Annotated in this window: 15 protein-coding genes; 9 read left to right on the plus strand and 6 right to left on the minus strand. The window is 56.6% G+C overall.

The window, feature by feature from the left end:
- Positions 1-7: 7 nt before the first annotated feature.
- Complete coding sequence (gene ptcA / locus ACLB1Z_RS16105) at positions 8-1,039, minus strand: putrescine carbamoyltransferase (protein ID WP_409560740.1); 1,032 nt, start codon at positions 1,037-1,039, stop codon at positions 8-10.
- 552 nt (positions 1,040-1,591) lie between these two features.
- Between ptcA and ACLB1Z_RS16110 the strand changes: the two genes are divergently transcribed.
- Both ACLB1Z_RS16110 and ACLB1Z_RS16115 read left to right on the plus strand, forming a co-directional pair.
- A complete protein-coding gene (locus tag ACLB1Z_RS16110) occupies positions 1,592-2,161 on the plus strand; it encodes an HdeD family acid-resistance protein (RefSeq protein WP_409560741.1) in 570 nt (189 codons plus the stop codon).
- A 224-nt stretch (positions 2,162-2,385) separates the two neighbouring features.
- Complete coding sequence (locus ACLB1Z_RS16115; RefSeq protein WP_409560742.1) at positions 2,386-4,218, plus strand: metallophosphoesterase family protein; 1,833 nt, start codon at positions 2,386-2,388, stop codon at positions 4,216-4,218.
- On the opposite strand, the gene ACLB1Z_RS16120 is transcribed toward ACLB1Z_RS16115, so the two are convergent.
- Positions 4,118-5,089: an AI-2E family transporter gene (locus ACLB1Z_RS16120; protein WP_409560743.1), complete on the minus strand. Its 972-nt coding sequence runs from the start codon at positions 5,087-5,089 to the stop codon at positions 4,118-4,120. The two genes, ACLB1Z_RS16115 and ACLB1Z_RS16120, sit on opposite strands and share 101 nt — an antisense overlap.
- Before the next feature lie 376 nt (positions 5,090-5,465).
- Here ACLB1Z_RS16120 and ACLB1Z_RS16125 point away from each other — a divergent pair, with 376 nt between their 5' ends.
- Positions 5,466-5,750 (plus strand): hypothetical protein, encoded by a 285-nt coding sequence (locus ACLB1Z_RS16125; RefSeq protein ID WP_409560744.1) that lies wholly within the window; start codon positions 5,466-5,468, stop codon positions 5,748-5,750.
- A 330-nt stretch (positions 5,751-6,080) separates the two neighbouring features.
- Entirely contained in the window at positions 6,081-6,758 is a 678-nt protein-coding gene (locus ACLB1Z_RS16130; RefSeq protein WP_409560745.1) for a YceI family protein, read from the plus strand.
- A 78-nt stretch (positions 6,759-6,836) separates the two neighbouring features.
- On the opposite strand, the gene ACLB1Z_RS16135 is transcribed toward ACLB1Z_RS16130, so the two are convergent.
- Together ACLB1Z_RS16135 and ACLB1Z_RS16140 are read right to left on the minus strand one after the other, a co-directional pair.
- Positions 6,837-8,519: a hypothetical protein gene (locus tag ACLB1Z_RS16135; RefSeq protein WP_409560746.1), complete on the minus strand. Its 1,683-nt coding sequence runs from the start codon at positions 8,517-8,519 to the stop codon at positions 6,837-6,839.
- A 125-nt stretch (positions 8,520-8,644) separates the two neighbouring features.
- Positions 8,645-10,519 (minus strand): multiheme c-type cytochrome, encoded by a 1,875-nt coding sequence (locus ACLB1Z_RS16140; protein ID WP_409560747.1) that lies wholly within the window; start codon positions 10,517-10,519, stop codon positions 8,645-8,647.
- Positions 10,520-11,074: 555 nt separating this feature from the next.
- Here ACLB1Z_RS16140 and ACLB1Z_RS16145 point away from each other — a divergent pair.
- The 3 genes from ACLB1Z_RS16145 (at position 11,075) to ACLB1Z_RS16155 (ending at position 14,204) form a co-directional block, all read left to right on the plus strand.
- A complete protein-coding gene (locus ACLB1Z_RS16145) occupies positions 11,075-12,130 on the plus strand; it encodes a 2Fe-2S iron-sulfur cluster-binding protein (RefSeq protein ID WP_409560748.1) in 1,056 nt (351 codons plus the stop codon).
- Between the two features lie 72 nt (positions 12,131-12,202).
- Positions 12,203-13,231, plus strand: a complete 1,029-nt coding sequence (locus ACLB1Z_RS16150; protein WP_409560749.1) for a cytochrome c family protein — start codon at positions 12,203-12,205, stop codon at positions 13,229-13,231.
- A gap of 73 nt (positions 13,232-13,304) precedes the next feature.
- A complete protein-coding gene (locus ACLB1Z_RS16155) occupies positions 13,305-14,204 on the plus strand; it encodes a hypothetical protein (protein ID WP_409560750.1) in 900 nt (299 codons plus the stop codon).
- Between the two features lie 323 nt (positions 14,205-14,527).
- Here ACLB1Z_RS16155 and ACLB1Z_RS16160 read toward each other — a convergent pair whose 3' ends face one another.
- Entirely contained in the window at positions 14,528-14,974 is a 447-nt protein-coding gene (locus ACLB1Z_RS16160) for a hypothetical protein (RefSeq protein ID WP_409560751.1), read from the minus strand.
- Positions 14,975-15,001: 27 nt separating this feature from the next.
- Between ACLB1Z_RS16160 and ACLB1Z_RS16165 the strand changes: the two genes are divergently transcribed.
- Positions 15,002-16,609 carry a hypothetical protein gene (locus ACLB1Z_RS16165; RefSeq protein WP_409560752.1) on the plus strand — a complete coding sequence of 536 codons (1,608 nt, stop codon included), beginning with the start codon at positions 15,002-15,004 and terminating at the stop codon, positions 16,607-16,609.
- An 89-nt stretch (positions 16,610-16,698) separates the two neighbouring features.
- Positions 16,699-17,616, plus strand: a complete 918-nt coding sequence (locus tag ACLB1Z_RS16170) for a tetratricopeptide repeat protein (RefSeq protein ID WP_409560753.1) — start codon at positions 16,699-16,701, stop codon at positions 17,614-17,616.
- 22 nt (positions 17,617-17,638) lie between these two features.
- On the opposite strand, the gene ACLB1Z_RS16175 is transcribed toward ACLB1Z_RS16170, so the two are convergent.
- Complete coding sequence (locus ACLB1Z_RS16175) at positions 17,639-18,094, minus strand: PTS sugar transporter subunit IIA (RefSeq protein ID WP_409560754.1); 456 nt, start codon at positions 18,092-18,094, stop codon at positions 17,639-17,641.
- Positions 18,095-18,108: the final 14 nt, after the last annotated feature.

Here is an 18,108-nt window from a genome sequence, read left to right on the forward strand (position 1 = left end):
TATGTTTTTAACTGACGAGTTCGGTTGCACGCATGTGGAAGTCATCGACCGCGCTCCGATACCGCGCGATAGCGCTTGGATCCGCGATCTTCAGGCGCGGATAGACGAAGTAGGCCAGCAGGGCCTTCTCGGTATGGAGCCGATTTTCAGATTGGTCGTAGATAATTGATTGAGGTCCATCCATGACGGCATCTGTCACCTCGACACCACGTGATGCCGGCAAACAGTGCATAAACTTGGCGTGCGCGGGCGCACGCGCGAGCAGGCTCTCGTTGACCTGATACTTCGGCATGAAAGCCCGTTCGCGATCAGGAATTTCAGCTTCCTGTCCGATCCACCACCAGAGATCCGTATAGATGAAGTCGGCGTCTTTAACCGCTGCATTAACGTCATCTGTAACAGTAAGGGTGCCGCCGGACTTCGCGATATTGGCGCGGGCGATATCCTGCCAGGCCTTCGGGGCCTGATAACGCACAGGTGCAGCGTGCGTGAAATGCATGCCCATCTGCGTGCAAATCATCATCAGCGAGGAGCAAACGTTGGTCGCATCACCGAGGAACGTCACATGGACGTCGGTCAGCGACTTATCCGGAAGCTTGTGCTCCATCATCGTGAAGACGTCACACACGACCTGGGTCGGATGGTTGTAGTCCGTCAAGCCATTCATGACCGGCACGGTCGAATTTGCCACGAGATCGAGAACCGTCTTGTGCTTGAGCGTTCGCGCTTCAATCACGTCGACCATACGACTGATCACCTCTGCCGTATCGCGGATGCTCTCGCGCTTGCCGAGGTGGATCTCTCCCGGTCTCAAATAGAGAGCGTGACCACCAAGCTTGGTCATCGCGACTTCGAACGAAACACGCGTGCGTGTCGATGGCTCTTCGAAGATCATGCCCAGCGACGCACCTTGAAGGAGCCGCGGGCATGCGCCTGCCTTGTCAGCTTCCTTAAGAAGGCGGACAAGGTCCATGATCCGCAGCAGCTCCTCGCGCGAGAAGTCCTGTGTGTCGACGAAGTGTCTTAAAGCTGCAGCCATCTGTCTTCTCCGTTGAGCTCATCGGAGTTCTGGTTGCTCGCGCTCTTTTCGGCCTTGATGGAGGTCAACGTTCAGTCGAACGGATGCGGTCGAGGCGCGTCTCATTACGACTCGGGATTTAACGATAACGCGGCAGCCCCCCGATCCAATCACCCGCTTCAGGCGCCTTGCTTTCCCCGCCTACGAATTGGCGGCATGTGATCAGGAATTCATCAAGACAATCAATTGAGAAACAAAAGAGAAGACAGTTCCTCGGCGCGCTCTCTATAATGGTGGGAGACGGGGGACACTTGGCAGCTAACAAGCAAACCAAGGAGTCCGTATCATGCAGTCTCTCCTCGCGGCCGCTTCGCCGGTAAATTCTTCTGTCTTTCATAGCGACGCCATCTATCGCAGACGATCAGATGTCCGCAAGCGCACGTCATATGCTGGGCGATGGCGCCATTAAACATTTCACGTGCCGCTTATGATCCAACGGTCGGCGCGCACTCTTTGGCGCTACTCATGGATCAGCATTTCCCGTTCCTCGTTCGATAGATTGAGAGGTTCGTCATGACCGCCAGTCCTGTTTCTGCGAGACCTACAGAGGCCTCGGACCCCAGTTGGTGGGGCGCTATTCTGGTCGGAGCCATTTTCGTCTTCGCTGGCATCTTCGTCCTGGGAGACGTCGTCGCTGCGACGGTAATCAGTACGATGCTCATTGGCATATTGCTGCTGGTGGCAGGCATATCGGAAATATTCCAAGCGTTTTCGACACAGCATTGGCGCGGCTTCATCTTGAGATTGCTTGTCGGATTTCTTTACGGCGTCTGCGGAATAATGCTGATCACGGACCCTGCACGTGCTTCGGTTATCCTGACCTTAGTATTCGCGCTATCTCTGATCGCTTCGGGATGCGTTCGGATCGTCCAGTCGTTTCAGTATTGGGCTTTGTTCGGCCCACTACTGCTGATTTCCGGGATCATCGGCATCGTGGCAGGCCTCGTCATTCTCGCCAAATGGCCATTTAGTGGCCTGTGGGTCTTGGGACTTCTGGTCGGCATCGATCTCCTGTCTCATGGCATTTGGTGGATCTTCTTCGGAAGCCGGGTGCGTCAGGAGAACAGCGCCGCACTCGGCTGACGAACGCTGCGCGGGAGGCGGCATTTGGCACCCAGGGCGAAGGTTCGCATGGAGCCTTCATCTGGGGCGCCTTTTATCGTTTATTCTGTAGTGGCCACAAGCAGTCGATCACTATCTCTGATAGAGGGAGGAAAGCGCATGGAGGCCGGAGCTGACACTTCGGCCTGCTTGCCTTAAGTGTTGCAAGTCTCGTGGCTTTGCCACCTCGTCAGAAAGAAGCGACCATGCAGTCGATCATCGACCCGCGGAACGGCGACGCCGAAGACGACGGATCGAGCACGAAACGACGAACATTGTTATCCCTTGCCGGAACGCTTCTCTCGGAAATCAGTTTGCCAAAGTTACTTGCGGCCTGGATCGCGTTGATCGTCGTTCCTGCGATCATGCTCGGAGCAGCGCCGGTTCTCGTCTCGATATGGATCGGAACAGTCTCGTCGAAGACGGCCGCGCTTTATACCGGTCTCTTCGCGCCGATCGCGTTGCTCGCCCTGCTTGCGATCGGATGGTTTGGCGGCAAGCCATTATGGCGATTCGTCGAGACGAATTTCTGGTCACTGAACGCACTCGCGGTGCAGCCGGCTTACGCGATTGTGCGGGAAGCGGTCCGTCAATTCGCCGAGCGCTTCATGACCGCCAGCGCTGACCAGCGAAGCCGCGGCCGCGTGCGCGCAATGAGCGCTACTGTAGCCGGCGTCCTAATTTGCGCATTTGCGATCTGGGTCTTTACGCTCGTGTGGCCGCACACGAGGTGGACGGGCTCCGTCAGCGATCTTTCATTGCCAACGAGACTGATAGGCATCGCGCTTTGCAACAGCCTCGCCATCGTCACGGCATATCTCGCGGCTGCGGCATTGACTTGGGGTCTGGCTGATACCCTCATGACGCAACCGCAGGATTTTTCTCCGGGCCCTGCCTCAGCTTCAGCAGAAAAGCTTTGGCGCGTCGTGCACCTTTCCGACATTCATACCGTCGGCGAGAGATATGGCTTTCGCATAGAAGGAGGACGCTCCGGGCCACGCGGCAATAATCGCCTTATGCAGCTTTTGGCGAAGCTCGACGCCATTCACGCACGGACACCACTCGATTTGATCGTGATCACCGGCGATATCACAGACGCCGGACGCTCGACCGAATGGGCGGAATTTCTTGATGCCATAACGTACTATCCGCGGCTGTCAGAACTCACCGTGATACTTCCGGGAAATCATGATCTCAATGTCGTCGACAGAGCAAATCCTGCGCGACTCGATTTGCCTCTCAGTCCCAAGATGCGATTGCGCGAAGTTCGGGCGCTTGCCGCCATAACCGAGGTGCAAGGCAAGCGTGTCCGCATTTTCGATGACGAGAGCGATCAGTCCGGCGCGAGCTTGCAAAAGTCGCTTGAGCCTTTGGAAGAGCAAATTGCAGAATTTGCCGATAGCGGCGCCATGCGCCTATCATGGCGCCTCGCAAACGTTTGGGCGCAAAGCTTTCCGATGATTCTGCCGCCGCAGACGCCGGACGGGCTCGGCGTCATCCTGATGGATTCGAATGCCGAGACCCATTTCTCGTTCACGAATGCGCTCGGCCTTGTGACCACCGAGCAAATACATGCCGCCGACAAGGTCTTCGCACAATTTCCCAATGCCTACTGGATCGTTGCGCTTCATCATCACGTCGTCGAGTATCCCAAAGCCTCGAAGGCGCTTTCGGAGCGGATTGGCACGGCTCTGATCAATGGCAGCTGGTTCGTTCGTCGGATGCAACGACATGGGAAGAAGATCATCGTCATGCACGGCCATCGTCATATCGATTGGATCGGGCGCTGTGGCGAGCTGACGATCGTCTCTGCTCCGTCGCCAGTGATGGACGTGACCGACGATAAAGATACCTATTTTTATATCCATACGCTCGGCGGGGGACCGGACGGGCGATTTACCCTCTTCACGCCGGAGCGCGTTGTTCTTTCTGGCGCCCTCAATCCTGTGTCCCAGCCCCCCGCAGCGGCGGTGCGCCGAAAAGATCCGCAATCCAATGCGTCGACGAATGAACCTCACACAGCGAAAGAAGCACTATGACGATCGGTACGCCGATGAAGGCTCCGGGAAGCCCCCAGAGGAACGTCCAGAAGAAGACTGAAAATAGGACGATGAAAGGCGATATCGACAATGCGTTCCCGATGAACCGCGGTTCCAGATAACTTCCGACCACAAACTGGATGACGTTGAGACACGCGAAAATGGCGACGGCCGCGGGCCACGATGCAAATTGCGCGACGGCAAACACGGTCGGAAACATGGTCGCGATAAATGGGCCGATGAAAGGTATGAAGTTCAGGGCGAATGCGATCACACCCCATTCGAGCGCCAGCGGCAGCCCCGCAAGCCACGCGAACATACATACCAAAAGGCCAGTGATCGCGCTCATCTGTGTGCGGACGAGCATATAGTGACGAAGCTTGGTGGCGGCGTTCGCTCCTCCGGTCAGTAGAACTGTGCCAAGGCTTCCTTGTCGCCACGCACGAAGTCTTGCGCATGCGTCGTCAACTTCGAGCAATCCGAGCAGCACATAAATGAAGACGACAATCAGGAAGCTGAGCGCAGTATTGAGGCGTGTGGTGACTTCCTGGGCCAGGCGCAACAATTGATCGCCACGGAAATAACTCGCCCATAGCCCGGCCAACTCGACACCATGACCTTCCAGCCACGACGTCAGCGAACCATAGAGAGCCTGCAGGCGGGCTGCGTCGTTCACGATAAATTGCCCCACGCGCCCCGCGGCCCAGGCAAGCAACATGGCAAAAGCGACGATCACGATGATGATCGCAGCTGTTGTTATTGCAACTGCGACGAGCCGGGCCATTCTGGCTTGCAGCAACCTCTGCAACGGCCAGGTGATGGCGATGATGAAGAGCGCGAAAGCGAGCGGCGCGAAGATCGTCTCGGCCACATATAGCGCCGCGCACGAGAGAATAGCGGCGCACACCCCCAGCATCGCAGTCTGGGAACGGGAGTTGGTTTGTCGTGAGGGCGGCTGATGAGAATCCACGCCGTAGTATCAGCCGGCATCGTGCCTTCGGTCAAGGAGCGCTCGACACCGTCGAGAAAACTCTGCCGCGCCGCATCAAAGCATCGATTGTGACGACGGCGTTTACATGCCATTTAGGCTTTTTTAAAAAAAGCGCGAAACTAAAAGACCGTCATCGGACAAAATTGCATATTTCGCGAACGGCGTCGATGCCGCCTCCGAGCGTTGCTCGGTCTGTCCCCTATCCTTTCTCGAATACTGCCCAATGAATTCAGCGCCATTGAAGGATAAAGCTCCGATGTCCAAAAAAGTTTTGATGCTGTTCATAGCTTCGACCGTCGTTGCGACGGCCTATGTATCGGATTTGAGAGCGGGAGAACTTAACAAATTGGAGCACGATCAAGTCGGCGATTCAGCTCGTCCCGACGTGGATCCGAACGCCTCCACGGGCGGAGACTCCTCAATTGTGAAGCAGGAGGATGAGCAGATCGGCGATTCCGCCAAGCCCGACGTCGATCCCAATGCCTCTCAGGGAAACGATGAGTCGATCGTCAAGCAGGAACAGAACCAGATTCCCCATTGACGCCTTTGATGACCTTTTTCTTAACTTCATTGCGAATGGCGTCGGCGCTAAAAAATTGGCGCCGCCGCAACTCTTTCCTTACGGCGTGTTTGGCACCGGCGTCAAAATCACTGCAATGAAATTTGATTGCTCAGCGCAGAGCTGATCGGACCACGTCGGCGCGTCGCTACCAGCCTCATAAACTTTGCATTTTGACGAGGCAGCCTCTGTCCGTAGCATGGATCATTGCGATCAAAGCCCTGGCGGCTCGAGATGAGATTTCGCAGGTCGTGGCAGCCCTAACGCAGCCCAGCGGCGCGGACGCGCAGGCCAAACGAGGGAGCGCGAGCAGTGAAAAACGCTAAGACCGGCAATCATGTTCATGGCGATTTCGGGACTGTCAGTGTCCGCAAGCGCCAAAATGTGCTGGAGAAGCGGGGTTATAAAAGGCCCACTTTTACGCGCGTTCTGTTTGGTGCTGCGCTTGCGATCAACTTGTTACCGGCTCCGATCGCGCAAGCGGCGCGTTTCGTATTCGATCAGCGCCGCACCGAGGTGCGCTTCATTTACAAGATCGCCTATGCAAAACAGCGCGGCCGCTTCACCAAGGTTTCCGGCACTCTCGACTACGACGAAGGCAAGCCCGGCAAGAGCAAAATCAAGGCTTTGATTGCGGCTTCCAGCCTTACGACTGGGGATACGCTCATAGACAGCGAGCTGAAGGGCGCGAGCTTTTTCAATGCCGCAACGTCGCCGGTGATAACGTTCAAGAGCGTTGAAGTGCATGCCGGATCAGCAACCTCCGCGGAGGTCGCCGGCGAGGTGACCGTTAATGGCATCACAAAGCCGGTGACGCTGAACGTCACAATTGAGCCGCACGATGATCCCGCCCTGAAGTATGACGTCGGCGCGCGCAAATTTATTGCTAAGACCCGCATTCGGCGCAGCGCGTTCAACATGGTGGACTACCAAGCCATGGTCGACGATGATGTTGATATCGAAATCGAAGCCATCGCTCGGCCGCGATAGCTCACGCCAATCACCTTTCATCTCATCCACCACGCGCCCCAACTTTTGGGGCGCTATTCGATTCCTTTGGCGAGGCGTCTAGAATTTCCTGCGGAGTTCCGTGCGGAACCCGAAGTTGTCCTCGCCACCTTCCTGGATCTGATAGGTCGCATCGGCGCGAAACAGCCACGCTCGGTCGAGCGGAATTTGGTATCGAACACCGAAGCCATATTGCGGATCTCTTACGCCGATGCCGTCGTTCTCGAATGGCTGCACGGTTGCCACTTCAAAAACAATCTGCTGGTCGAGATTGAAGAGATATTCGACGCCAAGCGCACCGCCGAACGTATTTGATGCGGTATCGTCGAGTTTCGGATAACCCGTCAGCGCGTCGGTTTCGAAGTTGATACCGACGTTCTTCAATATACCCGCATTATTGCCATCGACCAGCGGTTCAGGACTGCCGACGCCGACGAAGAAATTCGCGTAAGGCAAAAGCGTGCTCGGCAAGGGTGAGATCAGACTGTTTTCCGAGATGAAGGCAAAGCCATCTCCGCTTCCCCGACCATCGTCTCCAAAGTTAGCGAACAATCGGGTCGAATTCGAAATGGTGTTGGCATAGCGCCGGCTATAAGCCGCGGTTAGGAAGTGTTGCTCGACGGCTTCCTGACTTCCGTTGCCTTGAAGGAAGCCGTATCCCGCTTCGATATAACCGCCGTACGCATCGATGAAAGTTGTAACGCCAAACAGATTAGCGGCGTGGTTATCGACTTTGCCGTTTCGATCGATAAGGCTCGCATTATCGACGTTATCGAAGGCCGCGAAGAAGGTGAGATCGTAGTTTGACAGGCCGAGGGTGGGCGAGTTCTGCGCCGGGATTGTCACGGCGCCGCCGAGGATCGCATCGTTCGCCCAGATGCCGTTCTGCAGGAACAACGGAAAGAGCCCGACCGTGAACGGCAAATCGAAGCCAGCATATTTCCCTGTCACGCCCGAATAAATTGACCCAACATCACCCTCGAAAAACAACGTCTGCGGATCAAGATCGATTTCGTCATTAAACTTCTGATCGCCGTCGACGCCGCCGAATTCGAAGCGGGTGAATTTCGCATTCCCGTCCTGAAACGGCGTAAAGAACGCATGGATTCGCTCGGTTGCAGTGATCTTGAAATCGACGTCGAGGTTCAAGCGGGTTGCGACCTGCGCGATATCCTTGCCGTTGTTCTTGTTGTACGCGATCGCCGTTCGCCAATCGCCATAGACGGATAGCCCCGGCAGCAGCGGGTTCAATTTCCCGAACAGCGTGTTGCTCTCGTCGTATATCCCCGACGTGTACTGCTCACGACCGATTTCCAAAAGCGGGCGTGGCGGCTCGACTGCGGTTTTGCCGCCATAGATATCCGCCTGCCCCTTGGCATCGTACTTTTTGTTGTATTGGGGATCGGGACGGAAGGCCCCCTTGGTCGATGTCTTTTTCTTGCGCGGTTTTGAGTTCGTTTCCGTGGGAGCATTCGCCTTACCGTCGCCGGGGACGGCAGCGCCGAGATATTGCTTCGGAACAATCGTTTCGTTGGGGCGCTTTATTTCCGGCTGCCACTCCGACGTTTCTTTTCCGGACGCCCCCTCGACATCGTCCCGCTCGCGCGCGTCGTTGCGTTCCTCGGAAAGAATCGTCTCTGCAGGCGAACCTGAGATCATAAGATTGCCGCCCGCGATCAAAGCCGCGATGGCCGTTGCCGTCCCGGCGTAAGATCGCAAGTTGCCTTTTACGGCAGAAGTCATGCTGAAGCTCCCACTTCATGCCTCCGGCCAGCGCTTCACCGCAGGCAGGAGGATTCAGAGAGGCTTCGGACCCGCGTCTTTGGACCATTCCTTCGATCCAAATCCGAAACGCTCGGTTCTCGGCGTTAGCCCTTTACGTCGACATCAACCGCGAAGTCGTGGAAGTTCATGATGCGCTCGTTCATGCTCCGCTCCATATCTTTGGTGGCGCCGACAAAGCGCATGAAATAGATCGGCTCGGCGCGGCTTCGCATGCGGAAAGCAAGGCGGTATCGACCAGGCTTGCTGATCAAATTACCTGGCACTTCATATTTGGCTTCCCTCACACCCAACGGCGTCAACGAATGGTTCTCCATGCGCACCAGCGGCGGATGATTGAGGACGGTGGTCGGGATGCTCGGCGGACGTAATTGCGGCAACGGATCAATGTCGAAATTGACCGGAAGATACATTTCGCGGTCCGTGCCCTTAACGTTGGTCGTCAGAAACTTGGTCTGAAAATTCACCAGCATCTGGTCGGTATCGATGCGGCCGGCGGCGACGTCGAGACTATGCAGATCGGCCATATCGCCGTTGCTATCGACGTAACCTGACTCCCAGACATTGTTACCGTCCGGATCGACAAGCGCGACATTCACCCAAAGCTGCGGTTGTGCGCCGAGAGATCCCGACGGCAGGTTGTGGCCGGTGTTCGTGTTCTTGATCTTGTAGGAGAACGCAAGAACCGAGCCGACCTTCGGCGTGCCTTCGATGAATGGGCCATCGACTTTGCTGCTGTTCTCCATCACCCGACGACGAAGAACATCTCGTGCGTCGAGCTTCTTCAGATTTTCGTCGATAATTTCGCGCGCGTCCTCACGATCGTTTGGATCGCTCCAGCGCTTCGGAAACGAGACTTTGATCTTGCCGTCGGCGACTTTGTCTTCGAATTTGCTCGTGCCCCAGCCAGCGCGCCAATCGAACTGCAGCCAGTCCTTAATGCTGTAGGCCTGGGCTTTGACGTTGTGCGGGAAGATGCCCGGATGAGCGATCGAATAGCCCGGTCCGATGAAACGGTGGTTGGCATGTTTACGACCTGGATTGATCTCCTTGCCGCCGACGATCGCCGACGGCGCCGTCGCATAGCCCTTCGACTGGCCGGGAACTTTGCCCATGTGACAGTCCTGGCAAGTAATCCCTGCTTTACGCGCCGGGCTATCGCGATATTGGTCCCACACGATTTCGAGCTTGATGCCGAGGTTCACGGCGACCTGATGACAACTGACGCAGAACTCCGACTTGGTGATCTGGTCGTTCGTGATCATGCCTTTATGTATGTCGTTGCCGCGGCCTTTTGCGCTCGTCTTGACCGAATAGGTTTCCTTATTCGCTATGACGTTTTTGATGACGCTTTTTTCGCCGCTGCCATAAACGGGTTCGTAAATCTTACCCGGTTCAACCCGACGCTCGCCGTTGACCTTGCCGTACTGTTCTTTAACCCGGTGGCACGTGATACAAGTGACGCCTTCACGTGAGATTTGGCTTCTAGCCCAAAGCGGAGCCTCGCGCGCTTCTCCGAGTTGCGTGCCGACCTGCTGATGGCAGCGCACACAGAAGGTGCCGACCGTCCCCTGCGTCAGCGTTTGGAACTTTTGCTCGAATTTGTGGAACATCGGTGAGATCGACGCATAAGCATGCTGCGAAGATGACCACTCTTCGTAGATCTGCTTATGGCAAGTGCCGCATTGCGCGGCGGTCGGATAAAGCTCTTCGTCGCTATTCGGACTGCCGTGCGCATCGGGTTTGCTGTTATCCAATCCGTCAGGCTTGGCTTTGCCGGCCTCCGGCCTTCGGATCTCGCCTGCGGTTTCAGCAAGCATAAGCGTGCGCGGCAGGGCTTGTGTATGCCTTGATGCGTTGTTGTTCTCCTCGGCTGCGGCTTTATACGGAGGTGCCGCAGATATGAGAGCGGCACCGGCGAACATACCGGAGAGCATTGCGAATGTTGATAATCGCGTCATGGCCTTATCCCTGTCCTCAGTACATTTCAGGGCATCATTTCAATTCGCATCGCCCCGCGAAACGACGCTGAACAGCCGTCTGGAATGGATGGCCTGCTGATTAATTGAAACGCGAAATGGGCCGCGATATGGCCGCAAATTTATTCTCTCGCCGGAACGTTCAATTCGGACAATTACTCGCCTTCGTAATTACTGATGACACCCGCTTCCTTACGGCAACACGCTCTATCAGCTTGCTGATTATATTTCCAATGCAAGCTGCTGTTTATCGAAACTTTTGTGCCCTTCGCACTCCCGTTCGCAGTAGGCCACTGCGGCCCGCGCCTAGCCTCATCTCATTGATCTAATTTTTCTCATTGCCTCATTCATTACTGCTTTTTCTTCGTTTCCAATTCCGTCTTCATTTCCGCTTTTGTGCGATTACTCGCGCGGCCATTGTCTGACCACGAATGATCATTACTGAAATAAAATGCAGGCGGATGAACTTGAAATTCAGCGCCTGATCTCAGCGGGATAGATCGACATCATGAACCTCAACCCTACTGGGATGAACTTATGTCAAAACGCCACAAAATCACGATCGACGGCAAAAGCTTTCTGGCGCCGCGCGGTGCGCGTCTGCTCGATGTGGCGTTGAACAACGGTATCGACCTGCCCTACAGCTGTCGCGCCGGACATTGCGGAACATGCTGCGTGCGGCTTGTATCCGGCGACGTACACGGTGGCGAAGGAGCTGAGCCCGGGCTCATTCACGCCTGTCAGTGTCTGATCGTTGCCGACGCAGTAATCGAGCGCGGGCAGCCCGCTGATATTCGTTCCGTCAACGGCGTCTTGAGGACATTGCGGCCGCTGTCGTCGGAAGTCCTGGAAATCGGCATTACAACGGACCGTCCCCTTCCGCATCTGCCCGGCCAATACGCGCACGTACAGTTCAGCGGCTATCCGAACCGTTCCTATAGCATCACGCATGCTCTGAATGAATCGGACAACTGCGATGCCACGTGGTTTCACGTCCGCCGCGTCGAGAAGGGCCGCGTCAGCGCATCCCTCGGCAAGCGGATCGGGATCGGGCACCGTGTCAAACTCACAGGACCTTTCGGAACTGCGCACTTCCGGCCGAATCCCGGTGGCCGGATCGTTCTCGTGGCAACCAACACTGGTTTTGCGCCGATCTGGGCAATCGCCGTCGCAGCGCTTCGCGAAGATCCTTCACGAAGAATGATGGTCATTGCCGGCGGCCGCACCTTGGATTCCCTTTATATGGCCCCCGCTCTTGTGCGCCTGGCGCGTTTTCCGAACGTCGTCGTCGTACCGGTCTGCAGTTCCTTGCAGGTATCGATTCCGGCGGTCAGACCGGGTCGGCCAACCGACTATCTTCCACGCTTATTGCCCACCGATGCTTTGTACGCTTGCGGGGCACCGGGCATGGTCGAGTCGGTAAGGGCAGTTTCGGCAGACGTTGGCGCGACCTGTTACGCCGACCCATTTCTGCCGGCGCCCGACACAGCGGGCGGGCAAAGCCCTCTCACGCGCACCATCGAGAGACTCTCCTCTCCCCTCGATCGAAACATGCTTCAACTCGCTTACGACCGCCCAGGAGGTTTCAGGTAGCAATCGCTGCTCGCTTACGGTACATGCGCGAGGAATATTTCATTGCTTCTTTCAAAGCGTAACAATTGGTCGATGCTCAGCGCAGATTTCAATGCTGTGCGGTTCGGTCTGTTAGTTGCACTGCCATTGATCGTTACGCTCGACATAGGTCGCGCTGTAGCGTTGGATTCGACGAAGATCGTCGGGCCGAATGCCTGCGCCGAATGCCACAAGCAGGAAGCCGATGCCTGGAAAGGCACACATCATTTCAAAACGTTCCGAGAGCTTCCGCGCAACCCCGAAGCCAGGAAAATCGCGGAAAGGATGGACGTCCGGCGCATCAAATCGGAAAGCTTATGCGTGAATTGTCATTACACAGTTCAACGCAAGGATAACAACGATGCGGCCGTGTCCGGCATCTCCTGCGAGTCCTGTCATGGCGCCGCCAAGGATTGGATCAAAGTCCATAGCAGCTTCAGCGGTAAAACCGCGAAGACGGAAACGAAAAGCGAAGCGCAGGCGCGCTGGAAGCTCGCGGAGTCAAAAGGCATGATCCGACGTCATGCGCTCTATCAACTGGCGAAGAACTGCTACGGCTGCCACGTCGTGCCGCGAGAAGATCTCGTAAACAAAGGGCTACATCGAGCTGGCAGCCTATTCGAGCTGGTGTCCTGGTCGCAGGGCGAGGTGTTGCACAACACATGGTATTCAAGAGGCAAAGAAAATGTTCCGGCCGATGCCGAGCGCAAACGCATGCTTTATCTGATCGGCCTTGGCGTCGAACTTGAAACCGCGTTGCGCGCTGTCGGAAAGGCGACTGTGCGAAAGGCTTATGCCCTCGAAATGGCTCAGCGTGCAGACAAAGCGCGACGAAGGCTCGCAGCGGTGGCAACGGCAGTGCCAAACGTGCCGGAAATCGCCAAGATCGTGGAATTATCTCATTCGGCCGCGCTGACCTTGAACAACGAGAAGGATCTCTCGGCGGCAGCCGATGGCATATCTCAGCTGCTCGTCAGCATCACCGACAAGTATGACGGCAGCACCATGGCCGGCCTCGACATCATGATCCCGCAGCCAAGCCAGTTCAAAGGCACTGCGAGAAAAGCTTCAGCCGTCAATTGACGTTATCGGAGCGCGGCCGCGACCGGCGCGCGATTCCTACGGGGGTGGGAATGAGAAAATCTGGTGGCCTCGCGTGAAGACGGTAGCACAACGCGTTCCCGGCAGCGTGTTCTGGGTGCTTGGCTCGGCGTGGACAGTCATCCGCCGTGCGAGCCTCTTTGTCCTGCTGATCGTGCTGTCCGCGAGCTTCTTCTCCTGGGTATGGATATATGCCAGTGCGCTTCGCGATCCGCGCTATCTCGATGGCTGGGTGCTTGCTGCCGGCATGAGCCTGCAGTTCAGCTTTCACGCCGCTGTCAAGACGAACAAACTTCCGCCGAAGCTCCTCAAGAGATGGCGGGGTGTTCACATCTTCGTCGGCTACGCGCTTGTCGCCGCATTCCTCTCACATTCCAATTTTTCGATGCCAGACACCCCATTCGAGTGGGCACTGTGGAGCGGCTTCGTAACGGTGACGCTCAGTGGTGTGTTCGGCACTTACCTCGCGTGGTCCTCACGCGCCAAGGGCGGAATCGACGACAACATTAGCCTAGAGCGCATCCTCGCTCGCCGCGCTGATCTTGCGCGAGACGTGCGCGAACTCATTTCTACACCAGATCAAATTGCTGTGGAGTTGTCGCTGCCCGCTCCGCCTTATGACGCTTGGATCACCGATCTTTACGCAAACCATCTCAATCACTTTTTCGCAGAGCCGCGCAATTTTTCGTCGCATCTCTTCGGCTCGCGACGGCCGCTCCAGCGCCTGACGGCGGAGATCGAACGCCTGTCGCGCTACGTCGATGGCCCACGACAGGACAAGCTCGCGACGATCAGCAAAATGACGGCTGAAAAAGATCGTCTCGATTTTGCGCGCGTTCATCTTGCTCTGACAAGAGCGTGGCTATTCGTGCATGTCCCCATCACCTACGCGCTCCTCGTGCTGTCGGCATTGCACATCCTTGTCGTCTATTCCTATTCGTCGGGGGCCTGGTGATGCGGCTACGGCCGTGGCGAGCAACGGAGCTGCGTCCGCTTCCCAGCTTGGGGCGAGACCGATTTGCGCGCATTCTGGCGCTCGCAACATTCAGCGGCGTTAGCGCCGCGTTCATCGCGTCTCCCGGAACCCAATTTCTCATGCCGGGGCCACTGAGCAGCGCGCACGGTGCGATCAAGAATTGTTCTTCGTGCCATGCCCATAGCGGCGACGGAAAATTGAGTTGGGTCCATGGCATCGTCGCCCTTGCATCGACCGCCGACAGCAAGGCTTGCCTGACCTGTCACAAGATCCCGGAAAGCGCCTTTAACCCTCACGGCGCTTCAGCTGATGTCCTGAGGAAGAGCACGCTGCGGCTTGTAAATATTGCAACTGTAGGCCCTCAACCGTTGTCCGCGCGCGCGCAAACCGCTGCCCTGCCGATGCAGAAGATGATTTCCGGAGGCATTAACTGCGCAAGCTGTCATCAGGAGCACCGGGGCATCAATTTCGATCTGGACAAGATCTCCAATGAGCAATGCCGATCCTGTCATTCGGTGAAATTCGACAGCTTCGATAATGGTCATCCGGCATTCGATACCTACCCGTTCCGGCGACGCACACGGATCATCTATGACCACGCCGCACATTTCGACAAACACTTTCGGGACGTCGAGAAAAAAGACCCGTCGCGACAGATTCCGGTCGCCTGCTCGACGTGTCACGACAGCCAAAACGACAGACGGTTTATGGCTGTTGTTCCTTTTGAGCGAACGTGCAGTGGCTGTCATCTGGGACAAATTACCGGTAAGGACCGCGTGAACGGTCCGAAAGGCGTTGCATTTCTGACGCTGCCGGGTCTCGATCTCGAAACGCTGAAAAAGAAGAACGCGGCAATCGGCGAATGGCCGGATGCGTCGGAAGCCGAACTCACGCCTTTCATGAAAATGATGATCGGTCGAACCGACGAAGGTCGCGCGACGTTGAGAGCGGTCGACGGCCTCAATCTGCAGGACCTTGCACAGGCTAACAACGATCAAATCAAAGCTGTGACCGATCTGGCGTGGAACATTAAAAAGCTGTTCTATGCGCTGATCGCGGGAAAGGCATCAGACGTTCTTGGCGATCTTAATATCGGTAACGGCAACGCCAAGTTGAGTGTGACGCTCGTCGCCGATTTGACTGCGAACATCCCGCGGGACGTTGTCATTGGTGCGCAGCAGCAATGGTTGCCAAATTTGGCGAGAGAGATTGCCAATGGCCCATTGCCAGATGCCCCGGCGCCGAGCGCGTCCAACTCAACACCCGGTATTTTGCGTTCCGCGGCGAAGGACGAGGCGACGAGTATGGACAAACGTTCGCCTCCTGCTGACGGTGATCAAGAAAAAACGGGACAGGCAGCGGATAAGGTCAAGCGCGATCCTCCAGCGTGCCTGCTACGCGTCTTCGGTCAATGCATCATGAATAATGCGCCCGGGAACTCTGCAGATGCGGCTCATTTGGACGGCGACGACAATGGCGATAGAACGTCTACGGAAAGGAAAAAGGCCCGTGCCAACCCTCTACCGCCTGCCATGCAAGCAGGCTTGAAAGATCTCCGGCCAACAGCCGATGGCGAACGCACAATGCAAATGGCGCAAGTTTCGACGAGCAAAACCGCGGTCAACGCACGTGCTCAACCCGCGGCAAAGGCCTCGCGCCAATCCGACGACCTTCTCTCTCTCTCAGAAGAGGAGAGTCGCGATCTTGAGGCGCGAAACAAAGGCATCGCCGGCGGTCAAAGCAGTGCAACACAAGACGCAGCGTCGCCCTCGGGAACTGCGAGTACAGAAAAGAGCACGCCGCCGATTATCAGCATTGCAAGCGATATCGATGCTGAAAGCTGGGCTGAATATGGCGGCTGGTATCGGCAGGATTACGCGATTTTCTATCGACCCACCGGGCACAAAGACAAGTTCATCTACTCTTGGCTGTTCCTGACTGGTCCGAAGACGCAGAAAGATGGCACGACGGCCGCTACGGCTGTTTTCAACATCCTGACCAATAAGGACGCACCGGGATCATGCACGAAGTGCCACAGCATCGATGACGGCCGCAATGGTGGGCGCGTCGTCAATTTTTCTCCGCTTTCGGCAAGCTCCAAAGACGGACGCTTTACGCGTTTTATTCACGAGCCGCATTTCGGCATCGTGGGCAAGCGCGGCTGCCTTACATGCCACGACCTCGCAAAAGACCGGCCATATCTGAAGAGCTACGAGCACGAAAATCCGCAGAATTTTGCGTCGAATTTCAGCGCGGTGAAGAAGGATGTCTGCAAAGGCTGCCACGCCAGCAGCGGCGTGCGCCAAGACTGCCTAACATGCCACAACTATCATGTGAATGGCGTTATCACCCCGATCATGACAACGCGTAATCCATCTCGGTAGTGCCAAGATGTCGGCACTATGGCCGTCATCGCCACGCTAGGCCCCCATTTGCATCCCAATCTTCCGTCAAATGATCATCGAGGTTGGATATGGTCCAGGCTTTTGCATCGATCGCGGTGGGGACTGCTGTCACGCTTCTGGCCGCCGTACTTCTGTTGTTGCGCATGCCGCTACACGGTCGCCGCCCGGTCGTTGCGCTTACGCATCGATGGATTAACGTCGACACGCGCACATCGGGCATTGTCCTTGGATCTCTCGTAGCGATCGCCGCGGCTTGTTTTGTGCACATCGCAGAAGCCCCGAGCGGCGTTGACGGCTCTTCCGTGATAAGCCGTAGCGACGTGCATGTGATGCCGCCGGAAGCCTCCGACGGCAAAATTGAACCAGACACGGCACAAGCGTTTGCTGATCTTCGCGCCTACGCGGCCAATACAAATTCTGGCGCGTCGCCGAAGGCTGTTGCCTCGCCGGACAATACTTCCACTGCTTTGCCTGACGTCGACACGATGATTGCGAAACTGATCGCTCGTCTCGAAAAGCAACCGAATGACGTCAATGGCTGGAAAATGCTCGGGTGGTCGTATGTCAATACCGGGCGACCAGGCGATGCGGCGACGGCTTATGAGACAGCCCTTAAGCTTCAGCCCGGCGATACCACGCTCAAGAAAGCGCTCGATGAGGCACGCACAGCGCAGGCCGCCCCGCAGACATTTTCACCCAGCGTCGCGTCGCCGTCCGACAACGACGTCGCAGCGGCGGCAAAGCTTTCAAATACAGAAAACAAAGACATGATCCGCGGCATGGTCGACAAGCTTACCGCCAGACTCGAGGCCTCCCCAAACGATGAGAACGGCTGGTTGCGTCTGATGAGTTCGCGCGTCACGCTCGGCGAGACCGAGGCGGCCAAAACGGCGTTGACAAAAGCTCTCCAAGCCTTCTCCGGCGATGCTGCCGCCAAGGTCCGCCTCGTGTCGGCCGCGCGCGAACTTGGCATCAAAGCGGATTAACGGCGCGGTCTTACCGACCGTTTTAAGCCGAACCGCGAAGCACGTCGTAAAACGCGTTCTCGTTATTGGCCATGCGAAGCTTCTCTGCGACGTCGCGATTACGCAGTCGGCGTGAAACCGCGGCAAGGGCATTCAGATGCGTCTTCTCTGCTCCAGCCGGTGTCAAAAGCAGAAAAGCCAAGTCGACCGGTTTGCTATCAATCGCTTCGAACTCGACCGGTGGCTTAAGTCTCGCGACAAGGCCGAACGTTTGCTTGAGATCGGCATAAGCTGCGTGGGGAAGGGCAATGCCGTCGCCCATTCCGGTGGAGCCGAGACTTTCTCGTTTATTGAGTTCGGCGAAGATTGTCTCGGCAGGAAGCCCGGTCGCCGCAGATGCCCGTTCCGACAACGTGCGAAGGAGCGCTAATTTCGTCGGCACGCGCACGTCCAGCATGACGGCGCGCGGCGAAAGAAAGTCAATAATGCAGGATGCCATGAGAAATCCTCGGC

Source organism: Hyphomicrobium sp. MC8b (assembly GCF_905067615.1).
Classification (GTDB): Bacteria; Pseudomonadota; Alphaproteobacteria; order Rhizobiales; family Hyphomicrobiaceae; genus Hyphomicrobium_B.